This window comes from Tardiphaga sp. 215_C5_N2_1, from assembly GCF_052076055.1.
GTDB classification, from domain to species: Bacteria; Pseudomonadota; Alphaproteobacteria; order Rhizobiales; family Xanthobacteraceae; genus Tardiphaga; species Tardiphaga robiniae.
Genome location: NZ_CP197240.1, coordinates 1,467,207 through 1,481,846 on the forward strand (window position 1 = coordinate 1,467,207; position 14,640 = coordinate 1,481,846).

Annotated in this window: 10 protein-coding genes; 2 read left to right on the forward strand and 8 right to left on the reverse strand. The window is 62.3% G+C overall.

Annotated elements, in window-relative coordinates; translation table 11 throughout:
• Positions 1-96: 96 nt before the first annotated feature.
• Complete coding sequence (locus tag AB7828_RS06905; protein ID WP_093758407.1) at positions 97-966, reverse strand: fumarylacetoacetate hydrolase family protein; 870 nt, start codon at positions 964-966, stop codon at positions 97-99.
• Positions 967-1,190: 224 nt separating this feature from the next.
• On the opposite strand from AB7828_RS06905, the gene AB7828_RS06910 reads away from it, so the two are divergent.
• Positions 1,191-1,820 carry a helix-turn-helix domain-containing protein gene (locus tag AB7828_RS06910; RefSeq protein ID WP_089264128.1) on the forward strand — a complete coding sequence of 210 codons (630 nt, stop codon included), beginning with the start codon at positions 1,191-1,193 and terminating at the stop codon, positions 1,818-1,820.
• Positions 1,821-1,904: 84 nt separating this feature from the next.
• On the opposite strand, the gene AB7828_RS06915 is transcribed toward AB7828_RS06910, so the two are convergent.
• From AB7828_RS06915 to AB7828_RS06935, 5 genes are all read right to left on the reverse strand, one after another.
• Positions 1,905-2,288, reverse strand: coding sequence for a hypothetical protein (locus tag AB7828_RS06915; protein WP_068736651.1), 384 nt, complete (start codon positions 2,286-2,288; stop codon positions 1,905-1,907).
• Between the two features lie 173 nt (positions 2,289-2,461).
• Positions 2,462-3,340 carry an NAD(P)-dependent oxidoreductase gene (locus AB7828_RS06920; RefSeq protein ID WP_441232205.1) on the reverse strand — a complete coding sequence of 293 codons (879 nt, stop codon included), beginning with the start codon at positions 3,338-3,340 and terminating at the stop codon, positions 2,462-2,464.
• 15 nt (positions 3,341-3,355) lie between these two features.
• Positions 3,356-4,487, reverse strand: a protein-coding gene (gene prfB / locus AB7828_RS06925) for a peptide chain release factor 2 (RefSeq protein WP_139285829.1) whose coding sequence is annotated in 2 segments (ribosomal slippage) — positions 3,356-4,417 and positions 4,419-4,487 — 1,131 coding nt in all. Because the reading frame shifts where the segments join, the coding sequence is not laid out codon by codon here.
• A gap of 108 nt (positions 4,488-4,595) precedes the next feature.
• A complete protein-coding gene (locus tag AB7828_RS06930; RefSeq protein WP_093758405.1) occupies positions 4,596-7,088 on the reverse strand; it encodes a penicillin-binding protein 1A in 2,493 nt (830 codons plus the stop codon).
• A 246-nt stretch (positions 7,089-7,334) separates the two neighbouring features.
• Positions 7,335-8,633, reverse strand: coding sequence for an N-acetylmuramoyl-L-alanine amidase (locus tag AB7828_RS06935; protein ID WP_441229766.1), 1,299 nt, complete (start codon positions 8,631-8,633; stop codon positions 7,335-7,337).
• Between the two features lie 699 nt (positions 8,634-9,332).
• Here AB7828_RS06935 and AB7828_RS06940 point away from each other — a divergent pair.
• Positions 9,333-12,491, forward strand: a complete 3,159-nt coding sequence (locus AB7828_RS06940) for an Rne/Rng family ribonuclease (RefSeq protein WP_441229767.1) — start codon at positions 9,333-9,335, stop codon at positions 12,489-12,491.
• A 75-nt stretch (positions 12,492-12,566) separates the two neighbouring features.
• On the opposite strand, the gene AB7828_RS06945 is transcribed toward AB7828_RS06940, so the two are convergent.
• Together AB7828_RS06945 and AB7828_RS06950 are read right to left on the reverse strand one after the other, a co-directional pair.
• A complete protein-coding gene (locus AB7828_RS06945; RefSeq protein ID WP_120289380.1) occupies positions 12,567-13,907 on the reverse strand; it encodes a dicarboxylate/amino acid:cation symporter in 1,341 nt (446 codons plus the stop codon).
• Between the two features lie 118 nt (positions 13,908-14,025).
• The gene (locus tag AB7828_RS06950; protein WP_441232206.1) at positions 14,026-14,637 is read right to left on the reverse strand and encodes a biotin transporter BioY; all 612 of its coding nucleotides are present in this window, start codon (positions 14,635-14,637) and stop codon (positions 14,026-14,028) included.
• Positions 14,638-14,640 lie beyond the last annotated feature (3 nt).

Consider the following 14,640-nt stretch of genomic DNA (forward strand, 5'->3'; position numbering starts at 1 on the left):
TCTCAAAGCTCTAAGTTGCTGAAGCTCGCAGAATTGAGCGTGGGGCAGATGATGCCCCGCGCCTCTTCATCAAAACCGCAACCCGTGTAGGCTTAATCAGCCGACCGGGTTTTCGAGTTTGCCGATGCCGCTGACCTCGATCGTAACCACGTCGCCCTTCTTCAGGAAGCGCGGCGGCGTGAAGCCGAGGCCGACGCCAGCCGGCGTTCCGGTCGCGATCAGATCGCCCGGCTCCAGCGTGATCCCTGCCGAGAGCGTCTCGATCAGCGTCGGAATGTCGAAGATGAGATCGGTCACCGACGCATCCTGGCGCTTTTCGCCGTTGACGGATGTCGTCAGTCGCATTTTCGTCGGGTCGGGCATCTCGTCAGCGGTCAGGATCGCCGGACCCATCGGGCAGAAACCGTCGATGCCCTTGCCGATGAACCACTGACGATGCTTGTGCTGCAGCGTGCGTGCTGTGACGTCATTGATGATCGTGTAACCGAACACATGCGCCAGCGCGTCCTGCTTCTTGATGCCGCGGCCGCCACGCCCGATGACGACCGTCAGCTCGCCTTCGTAGTCGGTGCTGTCGGTCGGATCGAGATAATTCGGAATCGACTTGCCGGAACCGATCACCGTGCTCGAGGGCTTCGTGAAGATGACTGGCGCTTCCGGCACGACTTCCTTTGCCGAGGAGTCGAAACCGCTGCCCGCGAATTCCTTCGCGTGCTCATGGTAGTTCTTGCCAACGCAAAACACGTTGCGTGCCGGGCGCGGGATTGGCGCAAGAAGCTCAACGCTGGCGATAGGAAGGGGCGCGCCCGCTGAAGCGGTAAGCGTACCCTTCAGGCTATCGAAATTGGCAATTAGCGCAATCATATCGGGGGCAACGTCGCGCGGCAGCGGCGAGACCTGAGTGAGCGCCTGATCTGCAATGCCGACCGTGGCCCGGCCCTCATGCAGGAAAGTAACAAGGTGCATTCTTCCTCCTGATATGTCTGCTTGTCGGCCGGATCGCCGGCATCTTCTAAAGATACACCTATCTTCGATAGAAGATTTTGGCAAGCTGATCATCCCGGCTATTTATTCTTTAGAAGACGCACGCGGTCATCTGCCGCAGCAGGATGTGACATGGCGGGCAACGGCGCCTAAGATGGAATCACCGGCGGATTACATCCGCGAATGACATTGGAGCAGCACCCGATATGGCGAAACCGGCGACGCGGAAGGTCGTTCGTGAAGACCCCGTCAGTCGCGCATTCGGCGATCGGGTTCGCATATTGCGTGAACAGGCCAACCTGACCCTGGAGCAGTTCTCCAAGCAGTCCGGTGTCAGTCGGGCGATGCTGTCGAAAGTCGAGCGCGGCGAGAAGAGCCCGACGATCGGGGTCGCGCGACGTATCGCGCTGGCTCTGGAAACATCGTTCTCGACGCTGATGGGCGACGACGACGCGCCACGACGCGCCTTCGCTGTGGTGCGCAAGGATCAACGCCAGATCTTTCGCGATTCAAAGACGGGCTTCGAGCGCTTCCTGCTGTCGCCCGTCATGGCCGGCATGGCAGTGGAAGTCGTCCTGCATCACCTGCCCCCGAAAACCTCGACCGGCAAATTGCCCGCCTACCCGCAGGGCACATCCAAACACGTCCTTGCCACCCACGGACGCGTCACCGTGAGAACCAAGGATACCGAGACGGTTCTGGATGAGGGTGACTCGCTGTATTTCGAAGTCGACGTCGAGCACTGGTTCGAGAACAAGACTGCGCGCCGGTGTGAATACTACCTCGTGATTTCGGTGCCTCCGAGTTACGGACGACGCAGCGACGGCAAGGCCTAGCACGCGTCCGCAAGTTTGAAGGCCCTCGCTCACCTGCGAGCGAGGGACCTGTTGGCTAGCAGCCGATTTCAATCTGCCACACAATTACTTCTTCAGGCAGAGACCAACGGTTGGCGTCGTGGTGCACTTGGTGCCATCCGGTGCGCCGCCACTCGGGCAGACAACGGACACCAGCGTCTCCGTCGCCTCGCAGCTGATCGCGCCATCTGCCTGCACCGCGCGGAAGCTCACTGGTGCCGCATCGCCCTTGTCACCCTTGGCGCCGGGCGTGCCCTGCGGACCTTGAGGTCCCTGTGCACCCGCCTGTCCCTGCGCGCCGGGAATGCCCTGAACGCCTTGCGCCCCCTGCGGACCGGCCGGCCCCTGCGCGCCGGTTTCGCCCTTCGGACCTGCTGGTCCGGGATCGCGGCCGCAGCCGCCCAGCATCAATGCAACGCCAACAGCAAGAATTGGAATGATCTTGTTCATGCCCCACACCCCGTTGAATTCGTGACACCGCGACATGCGGCGTCAGGATAAGCCAGCGCCGGATGTTGAGTTCCGGCATGGGGATGATATCGGGTGAAAGGAAGAACGGAAGCGGCCACGCAGCGACGCGACTGTTTCAAGACGCCGCAGACTTTGGCGGGCGGTTAGCTTGCTCAGCCGTCTCTCGGTTGCGAGATGAGCTCGATCATTTTGGCTTCGTCATCGTCGGGCGCGAAAGCCTTTGCCTTTTCATAGGCTTCAACAGCCGCCGCGCCGACCAGGGGCCTCGCCTGCAAAAGCTGCTCCGCCAATCTCACAGCATAGGCCGCATCCTTATGGCGCAATGCAGCGGTGAAGGATGCACCTGAATAATCGCGGGCCACCATCCGCGGCGCATGTCGCAGCACCTGTGGGCTTGCCGCGACGCCGCTCGCGATGGACTCCAGCACCAGCTTCATGTCCAGCCCGGCATGTTCTGCGATGGCCAGACCTTCGGCGAGCCCAGCGATATGGATTGCGCCCATCAGGTTGTTGATCAGCTTGTAAACCGTACCCGATCCGACGGGGCCGAAATGCCGGATCGTCGATCCGATCGGCGCTAGGAACGGCCGGGCCTTGTCGAGGTCCGCAGCATCCGCGCCGACCAGCAGCGTGAGTTTGCCGCTCGCAGCCGCATCCGGCAGACCGGTGACCGGACTATCGATATAGATCAGGCCGCGATCCTGCAGCGCCCTGGCAAGATCGAGCGCATGCTGGTGCGACACCGTCGAACATTCGATCGCCAGCGCGCCCGCCTTCGCGGTTCGCCCGGCACCATCAATGCCGAGCCACACAGTCTGTGAAGCCTCGTCATCGGCGACCATCGTGACGATGGCATCGGCGCCTTCGGCTGCATCCGCCGGTGAAGCTGCCCAGCGTGCACCACGTGCGATCAGATCTTCTGCTTTCGCCCTGCTGCGATTCCAGACGGCAACGCTGAAGCCGGCTTCGAGATAGCAGCCGGCCATGCCGTGCCCCATGCGTCCCAAACCGATGAACGCAACATGGGGCAAAACTTGGGGCATGGCTTAGTCCACGTCGTCGATGGCGCCTGGCGACGTGCCGAAGGCGCGCTGCGCCAGCGTCGCCGCCATGAACTCGTCAAGGTCGCCGTCGAGCACGCCTGAGGTGTCCGACGTCTGCACGCCGGTGCGCAGGTCCTTCACCATCTGATAGGGCTGCAGCACGTAAGAGCGGATCTGGTGACCCCAGCCGATATCGGTCTTGGCGGCCTGATCGGCAGCAGCCTTCTCTTCGCGCTTCTTCAGCTCGATCTCGTAAAGACGTGCGCGCAGCATGTCCCAAGCCTGGGCCTTGTTCTTGTGCTGCGAACGGCCGGCCTGACAGACCACGGCCACGCCGCTCGGAATATGCGTGAGACGCACCGCCGATTCCGTCTTGTTGACGTGCTGACCGCCGGCGCCGCCTGAACGCATCGTATCGACGCGCACATCGGACTCGTTGATGTCGATCTTGATGCTGTCGTCCACGACCGGGAAGATCGCGACGCTGGAGAACGAGGTGTGACGACGGGCGTTTGAGTCGTAAGGCGAGATACGCACAAGACGATGCACGCCGCCTTCGGTCTTCAGCCAGCCATAGGCATTGTGGCCGGAGATCTGGATGGTCGCCGATTTGATGCCGGCTTCTTCACCCTGCGTCTCTTCGAGATACTCGATCTTGAAACCGTGCTTTTCAGCCCAGCGCGTATACATGCGCAGCAGCATCGAGGCCCAGTCCTGACTCTCGGTGCCGCCGGCGCCGGCATGGACTTCGAGATAGGTGTCGAAGCGATCGGCCTCGCCAGAGAGCAGCGCCTCCAGCTCGCGGCGCGCGACCTCTTTCTTCAGCGCCTTGAGCGCATTCTCGGCTTCGGTCACCACGCCCTGATCGCCCTCGGCCTCGCCGAGCTCGATCATTTCGATATTATCGTCGAGTTCGCGCATGACCTTGCCGATGCCCTGAAGCGAATCCTCTAGCGAGGTGCGCTCCTGCATCAGCCTTTGGGCCTTTTGCGGGTCGTTCCAGAGATTGGGGTCTTCGGCGAGAGCGTTCAGCTCTGCAAGTCGTGCCGTGGATGCATCGACGTCAAAGATGCCTCCTCAGCAGCCCGACTGACTGCTTGATCTCTTCTACGAGGCGTTCGATTTCAGCGCGCATGGAAACTCTGATCTGGCGGCATCAGCCGCAATACGAATGGTGATCGGGATGTAGCGGCGTGCGCGGCAAAGTGCAATCCGCAAGGATCTGCTGTGGGTCAGATGAGCCTCAATACAGGCCGCCCGTTCCCGGTCGCATGAAACTGCGGTCGGTTTCCGGCGACACCGAGAGTGAACGACCGTCCGCATCGGCGACACCGATCACAGAATAGTTGTCCGGCGGCGCGGTGCCCGGCTTGAAGGCCTCGAGGATGGTGCGGCCGCCATCGCCCGGTCCGGCGCGCATGCCCGACTTGGCGTCGACGCGGATCAGCTTGATGCCGGCAGGCACGCGGAACGGCACGGCCGGCTTGTCGGCGAGCGCAAGCTTCATGAAGTCCTTCGCAATCGGCGCAGCCAGCGCACCGCCGGTGGCCTTGTTGCCGAGGTTCCGGGGCTTGTCGTAACCGACATAGATACCGACCACGACGTCAGGCGAGAAGCCGATGAACCAGGCATCCTTCTCGTCATTGGTCGTGCCGGTCTTGCCGGCGATAGGCTTGCCGACTTCGCGGAGCACAGTCGCCGTGCCGCCCTGCACGACGCCTTCCATCATCGAGGTGATCTGGTAGGCGGTCATGGCGTCGAGCACCTGCTCGCGGCGATCGACGAGCTGCGGCTCGGCCTGGTTCTTCCAACCCTCCGGCGCGTCGCAGCCGCGGCATTCGCGCTGGTCATGCTTGAAAATCGTATGCCCGTAGCGGTCCTGAATACGGTCGATCAGCGTCGACTTCACGCGGCGACCGCCATTGGCGAACATCGAGTAGGCCGTCACCATCCGCATGACGGTCGTTTCACCGGCGCCGAGCGCATAGGAGAGATAGTTCGGCAATTCATCATAGACGCCGAATCGCTTGGCATATTCGCCGATCAGCGGCATGCCGACGTCCTGCGCCAGTCGCACTGTCACGGTGTTCAGCGAGCGCATCAATGCATTACGCAGCGTCACCGGGCCGTAATACTTGCCGGTCGAATAGTTTTCCGGACGCCACACCCCGGCGCCCTGCCCTTGATCGATCTCGATCGGCGCGTCGACTACGACGGTGGACGGCGTGTAGCCATTGTCCATCGCTGCCGAATAGACCAGCGGCTTGAAGGATGAGCCGGGCTGACGATAGGCCTGCGTGGCGCGGTTGAACTGGCTCTGGTCGAACGAGAAGCCGCCGACCATGGCGAGCACACGTCCGGTCAAAGGATCCATCGCAACCATGGCGCCGGACACTTCCGGATACTGCCGCAGCCGAAACTGGCCTTCGACGACCGAGCCGTCCTTGTTTGTGAGCGGATCGACATAGATGACGTCGCCCGCGGCCAAAACCTGCGACACGGCCGTCGGTGTTTTGCCCTTTGTCGGGCCGGCGGCGGGTTTGGCCCAGCGCACGCCATCCAACGTGAGGATGCCGGTCTGGCGATCCTTGAGCACGGCACCGCCGAGTTCACGGCCCGGCTGAAAGCCGATCCGCGCCGACTGATCACTGACATCCAGCACGACAGCGAGCTTCCACGGCGCGATGTCGGACAGCGCTTTGACCTCGGCGAGCTTCACGCCCCAGTCACCGGAAATATCGATCTTGTTGGTCGCCCCGCGCCAGCCACGCACCTCGTCGAAATTGATCAGGCCGTTGGTCATGGTCTTGCGCGCCATGACCTGCAGCTTGGGATCCAGTGTGGTACGGACCGACAGGCCGCCCTCATAGAGTTTCTTTTCGCCGTAGCGTTCCAGGATGTCGCGGCGCACTTCCTCGGCAAAATACTCGCCGGCAAAGATGTGACCCGAACTGTTGCGGCCGGTGACGCTCAGCGTCTCCTTGCGCGCCTTGTCGGCATCGGCCTGCTTGATCCAGCCGTTCTCCAGCAGACGATCAACCACATAGTTGCGGCGCTCGATGGCACGGTCGCGGTTCTTGATCGGATGCAGCGACGACGGCGCCTTCGGCAAAGCTGCGAGATACGCCGCTTCCGACACGGTCAGTTCGTTCACCGACTTGTCGAAATAGACCAGCGAGGCGGCGGCGATGCCATAGGCACCGAGGCCGAGATAGATTTCGTTGAGATACAATTCGAGAATCTTGTCCTTCGAATAGGTGCGCTCGATGCGCATCGCCAGCAAGGCTTCCTTGATCTTGCGGGTGAAGGAGACCTCGTTGGTCAGAAGGAAGTTCTTCGCAACCTGCTGCGTGATCGTCGATGCGCCCTGCGGCCTGCGGTTGGAGCCAAGGTTCTGCGCGTAAAGCACCATCGCGCGCGCCATGCCCGAATAATCGAGGCCACCATGCTCGTAGAAATTCTTGTCTTCGGCCGCGAGGAACGCGTTGATCACCAGCTTCGGCACGGCCTGAATCGGCAGATAGAGCCGGCGCTCCTTGGAGTATTCGCCAAGCAGTGCACCGTCTGCCGCATGGACGCGCGTCATGACCGGCGGCTCATAATCCTGAAGCTGCGAATAGTCTGGTAAGTCCTTCGAATAATGCCAGATCAGCCCTGCTGCGGCGGCGACGCCCACCAGGAACACCACGGTTCCTGCAGCGAACAAGAAACCCAGAAACCGTACCAGCAGACGCATTATCGACGATCCGTTTCAATCGCTGTGCCGCAATATAGCATACGGCGGCCCCATGGGCGCGAAGTCAGCAACAAGTCCCGCGGCAAAAATCAGCTAAGGAGACAACCCGAAATGGCCGTCAGTCTTGACCGATTCTGACGGCCGCTCGGAAATTTTTATAGAGCGCCGGCTGTGGCCAAACTAGGGCTTTCATACTGAAGACCAAGGCTTTCGTACTGAAAGATTTGTCATTTTCAGTTCCGGTCGTCAGTTTCCCGGGCCGGCAGAGACCATCCGCTTGGAGAAGAACCCGTCGATCGCCTTGGCGACTGCCCCGACAGTCTTGGAGCGCCAGTTCTCGGACATCAGTTGCTGGAGATCGTCCTTGTTGGACACGTAACCCAGTTCGATCAGCACTGAGGGGACATCCGGGGCCTTTAGCACGCGGAAACCTGCCGATTTGAGGGGATGCTTGTGCATCCGCGCCGTGGTCTTCATCTCGCCCACCACAAGCCGGGCAAAGCGGTTCGAGAAGGTCCGGGTTTCGCGCTGCGCCAGGTCGATCAGAATGTCGGCGACGTCGGTTGGTTCTTCCGTCAGATTGACGCCGGCGATGGCGTCCGCCTTGTTTTCCGAGTCTGCCAGCCGCTCCGCCTCCGCGTCGGAGGCCTTGTCGGATAGTGTGTAAACAGTGGCGCCCTGCGCATCGCCCTCGCCGCGCGGCAATGCGTCGGCATGGATGGAGACGAACAAAGCAGCCGACTGATTGCGCGCCACCTTCACCCGTTCATCCAGGGGGATGAACGTATCGTCGGCGCGGGTCATGACGATCCGGTATTTGCCAAGCTTCTCCAGACGGTCACGCAGGGCCAGACCGAAGCCCAGCACGATCCCCTTCTCGCTCTCACCGCCGGCCTGGGTGCCGTTATCGATGCCCCCATGACCGGGATCGATCACGATGACCGGACGGGCGTCCGGCGCGGCATCGGGCACGGCGCTGGCGACCACCTTGGTGGCAACCGGAGATGCCGCAGCAGTCGCTCCGACGGCCGGTCGCAGATCCGGGCGATTCTCAACCGCCAGCGCCTGTACGAATGTGGTGCGATCGACCGATTCGAGCTCGATCACTATCCGCGCCGGCTGCCCGTTGGCGGGATCGAGCGCGTAGGAATTCTTGATCTTGGCAGGTCCGGTCAGGTCAAACACCATGCGCGACCCGCCCGGCATCACCAGACCGTAGCGGAACGCCTTGATCAGGCCGCGGGAGACGGTCCCGGCGCCGGGATCGAGATGGAAATTGACCTGGGGAAGATCGATGACCACCCGATACGGGTCAGCCAGCGCAAAGGCCCGCAGCGGGATCTTCCGGTCGAGATCGAGAATGAAACGGGTCTGTTTCTCGTCACCGGCGATCCGCACGTCGGAGGCGATCGGGAAAACGCCCTCGACTTCCGCGCGTGGCGTCTCGCCGGCGGCCTGGGCGGAGTTCGGGCACCAAAACAGCCCAAAACCGGCACTGAAGAGCACCGTGACCAGCCTGACGATGTGATTTGCGCGGCTCGTCAACGAATCCACTGCCTCCGAAGCAGCCCCTCATTAACCCAATAGGATTGCAGGGTTAACCGGAGCTTAAGTCGGCCATATCGAATAAGCCTGAGTGTTGCAGCCTTGTGACGCTTCCCTTGCATGCGACCCCCATTCCTCGTATGTACGAAGAGCTGACGGTTTAACTCCCGGTTGTGTCGCGTTCAGCCTCCCGGTGCAACGCTCGTTCCCCCGACCATCTATCGGTGGATCCAGCGTTTTCCGGCCTCCTCTCTACAACCAGCGCAGCGCGCGGTTGCCCAGAGAGGCGGTCTTAGCCCAGGCGGTGTCCGGTCCCAGGTCCTTTCTCGCTCCCGGGGCGGCTTTAGACACTTCATGACCGATTATTCCGGCCTTACGGGCGGAGTATGCGACAGCCGGTGACCGCGTTCTGCGGCGCGCCGGACGTCAGCAAAAGGCGGCGCCTTTGCCGCCAAGATGTTCAGACGGGCCGACGCTTGATGCGCCAGACTGTGATGCCGACCGAGACCCAGGTGGGAACTATGCCGATGCGAGGCCCAAGCCTCGCGCGTCGCCCCGCACTGACCTCGCGATCGGCACGGCGTTCAGGGCTGTGTTTCGGCCTTCCCCTCACCCCCGAATCAGGTGGACCGTTGCGTCACCCGGCTGCGCGATACGCGCTTGCCGCCACGCACGCCGTCCGCCTCCATGAGCTTCCAAATGCCAAACAAAATGTTGATCGATGCGACCCACCCGGAAGAGACCCGGGTCGTCGTGGTTCGCGGCAATCGCGTCGAAGAGTTTGATTTCGAGACTGCGCAGCGCAAGCAGCTCCGCGGCAATATCTATCTCGCCAAGGTCACGCGCGTCGAACCGTCGCTGCAGGCCGCCTTCATCGAATACGGTGGCAACCGCCACGGCTTTCTCGCTTTCAGCGAAATCCATCCGGACTATTATCAGATCCCGGTCGCCGACCGTCAGGCGCTGATCGAGGCGGATGAACGGGCTCATCGCGAAGCTGAGGAAGAGACCGAAAACCGCTCCAACCGTAAGCGCTCGCGTCATCGCAACTCCCGTCGCCGCGACCGTGGCGAGCGGGTGCAGAGCGATGTCGTCGATACGACGGCGATCGATCCGTCGCAGGCCGAACAGCCGCGCGATCCGGCCTTCGAGGTCCACAGCCATACCCATGATGACGGGCACCACGCTGCCGATCACGACCATCATGACCATGACGGTCACGAGCACACCCACGCGCATGAGCACGCCGAAGGCGATCATGCGCACGACCGTGATCATCACGATCATGCCGCCGCACCGGTCGCGTCCGAGAGCGTCGCTGCCGAAGCTGCGGCTCCCGAGGTCGTCGTGTCCGAGGTCGTTGCATCCGAGCCTGTGACCGAACAGCCTGTTTCGGCAGGCTTCTCGCCTGCTCCGGTCGAAGCCGTTGCGGAGACGCCGGCGCCAGTCGCCGCCGAGGCGCATGATGATCACGCGCATGACGAACAGATTCAGGCCGCTCACGCCGAAGAGAACGCGGCGCATGCCGAGGACGTTCACCACGAAGAGCGTGCCGAGGGCGAGCACACCGCTGCCGCTGACAGCGACGAACACGACGACGAGGAAGACGAAGACGACGGCGAGGAAGAAGCCGAAGAGGATCAGGTCGAATCCGTCGGCGGTGACGACGTTCTCGAGGAAGTCCCGGAGCGCGCCTTCCGTCCGCGTCGCCAGTACAAGATCCAGGAAGTCATCAAGCGCCGCCAGGTCATGCTGGTGCAGGTCGTCAAGGAAGAGCGCGGCAACAAGGGCGCTGCGCTGACCACCTATCTGTCGCTCGCCGGCCGCTACGCCGTGCTGATGCCGAACACTGCCCGTGGCGGCGGCATCTCGCGCAAGATCACTTCGGCACAGGATCGTTCGCGTCTCAAGGAAGTGGTGTCGGACCTCGACGTGCCGGAAGGCATGGGGATCATCCTGCGCACCGCCGGTGCCTCGCGCACCAAGCCGGAAATCAAGCGCGACTTCGAATACCTGATCCGGATGTGGGAAACCGTCCGCGACATGACGCTGAAGTCGCAGGCCCCGACCCTCGTCTATGAGGAAGGCTCGCTGATCAAGCGCTCGCTGCGCGACCTCTACAACAAGGAAATCGACGAAATCCAGGTTGCGGGCGAAGCCGGCTATCAGGAAGCGCGCGACTTCATGCACATGCTGATGCCGAGCAATGTGCGCGCGGTGAAGCAGTACCGCGACGGCCAGCCGCTATTCTCGCGCATGGGCGTCGAGAGTCAGTTGGACGCGATGTTCTCGCCGACCGTGCAGCTCCGCTCCGGTGGCTACATCGTCATCAACCAGACCGAAGCTCTGGTCTCGATCGACGTGAACTCGGGCCGTTCGACCCGCGAACACCACATCGAAGACACCGCGCTGAAGACCAATCTCGAAGCCGCCGAGGAAGTCGCGCGTCAGCTGCGCCTGCGCGATCTCGCCGGTCTGATCGTGATCGACTTCATCGACATGGACGAGAAGCGCAATAACCGCGCTGTCGAACGCAAGATGAGCGACTGCCTGCGCCAGGATCGCGCGCGCATTCAGGTCGGCCGCATCTCGCATTTCGGCCTGCTCGAAATGTCGCGCCAGCGCATCCGCGCCAGCGTGTTGGAGAGCTCCACCGATATCTGCCCGCATTGCGGCGGCAGCGGTCATGTCCGCTCGGTCTCGTCGGTAGCCCTGCAGTTGCTGCGCGGCCTCGAGGAGACCCTGATGAAGGGCGCCACGCATAACCTGATCGTGCGCACCCGCACCGATGTCGCGCTCTATGTGCTGAACCACAAGCGTGGCCATCTGCGCGATCTCGAAAATAGCTTCAAGGTGACGCTCGCCGTCATCGCCGATCCGAATGTCAGCGGTCAGCAGTCCTTCGTGATCGACCGCGGCGAACAGGTCCATACGCTGGAAGCCGCCAAGGCGCTTCTCGCGGCTCAGGTTGCGGCCTTCCCGCCGCCGCTGGAAGAAGACCCCTTCGACGACGAAGACCTGTTCGAGACGGAAGCCGAAATCGAAACCGAGGAGACCGAAGGTCTCACCGACGACGAGACCTCGGGTGAAAGCGCCACCGGCGATGCAGACGGCGATGGCCGCAAGCGCAAGCGCCGTCGGCGCCGTCGCGGTCGCTCCGGTGAAACCCGCGAAGGCGGCGCTCCCGGTCGCGAGGGCGGCGATCTCCAGAACGCCGCTGAAGGCGCGGTTGAAGGTAACGTCGAAACCGTTGGCGACGACAGCGAAGACGACGAGGCCGACGATCAGCCCCGTGAAGCCCGCGCCGACCAGCCGGCCGATGGCGAGCGACGTCCGCGTCGCCGTGGTCGTCGTGGCGGTCGTCGTCGGCGTGGTGGTAACGACGAAGGTCTCGCCGGATCGATTTCCGATGAACTCGGACCGACGCAGAGCTCGGAAGCCAGCGATGCTGTGGCCGATCTCGAAGGTCAGGACACGCGCCAGCACGCAGCTCCGGACGCCGTGACGTCCTATGCCGCACCACAGCCAGAGGCCGAACAGAGCCGTCACAACGCCGTGCCGATGTTCGCTCCGGCAGCGCCTGAGCCGGCGCCGGCTGCCCCTGCTCCTGTCGCAGCACCTCCCCCCGTGCAGGAAGCCGCGGCACCGCAGGAAGATGACAAGGCTGCAGCACGTCGTCGCTCGACGGTGCGCGAGAAGGTCAACTTCGGTTCGACGTCTCCGGAGCCACAGCCCGCGGCAGCGCCTGTCGCTACAGCCCCGGAGCCGGCACCTGCTCCAGCCGCTGCACCGGCCCCTGCGGTCGAAGCCCAGCCGCGCAAAGCCGGCTGGTGGTCACGCGTCCTCGGCAGCGACTAAGCGCCTTCCAACGCAACAACGAAAAGCCGCCCGGCAAAACCGGGCGGCTTTTTTAATGCTGCAATCTACTGCGGATCAGTCCGTCGTGATTGCCGTTTCGACATCCGATGGATCGATGGTCTTGTTGAGATTGGCGTGCATCGTGTCGTGATCAAGCTCGCCTTCCCACCACGACACGAACACCGTAGCAATGCCGTTGCCCGTGATGTTGGTAAGCGCGCGCACCTCGCTCATGAATTTGTCGATCGAGAACACGATCGCCATGCCAGGCACCAGACGCGGATCGACCACCGACAGCGTGGCTGCCAGCGTGATGAAGCCGGCGCCGGTGACGCCCGAAGCGCCCTTGGAGGTCAGCATCGCCACGATCAGGATAGTCACCTGCTGGCCGAACGACAGATCCACACCGAGCGCCTGGGCGATGAACAGCGTCGCCAGGGTCATGTAGATGTTGGTGCCGTCGAGGTTGAACGAATAGCCGGTCGGCACCACGAGGCCGACGACCGACTTCGAACAGCCCAGACGCTGCAGCTTCTCCATCAGCTGCGGCAACGCGCTTTCCGACGAAGAAGTGCCGAGCACGATCAAAAGCTCATCCTTGATGTAGACGATGAACTTGAAGATGTTGAAGCCGACGATGCGGGCAATGATGCCGAGCACGACCACCACGAACAGTGCTGCGGTCGCGTAGAACAGCACGATCAGGCTCAACAGGTTGGTGAGCGCCGCCGGGCCGAACTTGCCAATGGTGTAGGCCATCGCGCCGAATGCGCCGAGGGGGGCTGCCTTCATGACAATGGCGATCACACCGAACACGGCATGCGACGTCTCATCAATCATGTCGCGCAACCTGTGGCCACGCTCGCCCAGCGCCATCAGCGCAAAACCGAACAGGATCGCGAACAACAGCACCTGCAGGATGTCGCCCTTGGCGAAGGCGCCAACGACACTGTCGGGAATGATGTTGAGCACGAAATCGACCGACTTCGTTGCTTCAGCCTGCTTGACGTAATTGGCGACTGCGCCTGCGCTACCTTCGGTCTTGGTCACCAGACCATGGCCGACCTGGAACAGGTTGCCCATCACAAGGCCGAGGATCAGCGCGAAGGTCGAGACAATCTCGAAATAGACCAGCGCCTTGATGCCGACGCGGCCGACCTTCTTGGCGTCCTGGATATGGGCAATGCCAGACACCACGGTACAGAAGATGATCGGCGCGATCACCATCTTGATCAGCTTGATGAAGCCGTCGCCGAGCGCCTTGATCCATTCATTGGTGGCGAACTGAGGCTCCAGCCACCCGACCAGCACACCGATCACGATAGCGATCAGCACCTGAATATAGAGAACCTTGTACCAGGGCTTTTTGACCGGAGCGGCCGCTCCCGGACCCGCCGTTGCCGTTACCGCAGACATTCCGCTTCAACTCCCTGAGCATTTTTACTGCCGCGGTCATTAGTCACATGGGCGGCCTCTTGCAAGCCGCCACGCGGAATTACTTGGGCGATTAACGAACAAATATCGCGCCGAGCGTTCAGCGATACCGGCGATCAACCATTCCGCGCAGGACGGGCACTAGGATCGCGCCCAATGTGTTCTTCACTAATGCCCCCGCCAGGAACGGCATGACGCCGACCAACCAGGCTTTCTCGGCGCCGAGCTTCATACCGTAAGCCAGCCAGGCAAAGCCCATGGCCATGATCACGATGTGGCCGATGGCCATGACAACGAACAGGCGGACCATCGAGCGATCCCATCCGCGTTCGCTGAACCAGCCCGTGATGAACGCAGCAACGACAAAGCCCGACAGGAAGCCGGCCGTCGCCCCTGCGAGCGGTTTGAGACCGCCAACGGGCCCGGCGAACACCGGCAATCCCAATGCACCGACAGCGAGATAGGCGATGATCGTCAACGTGCCGAGGCGCCAGCCATAGACGGCGCCGATCATCAAAACGACCAGCGTCTGCAGGGTCATCGGCACATATGGCAGTGGCAGATTGATCTTCGCCGAAACCGCCAACAACGCGACGCCAAACGCGGCCAGCACCACGGCGCGCCGCAGAACGGCAAAACCTTTCCTGCGGCTTGGCCACCATACTCCGGCGATGGGGACGTGACGCGCGTTCGCGGTGGATGCATCCGACAAGAT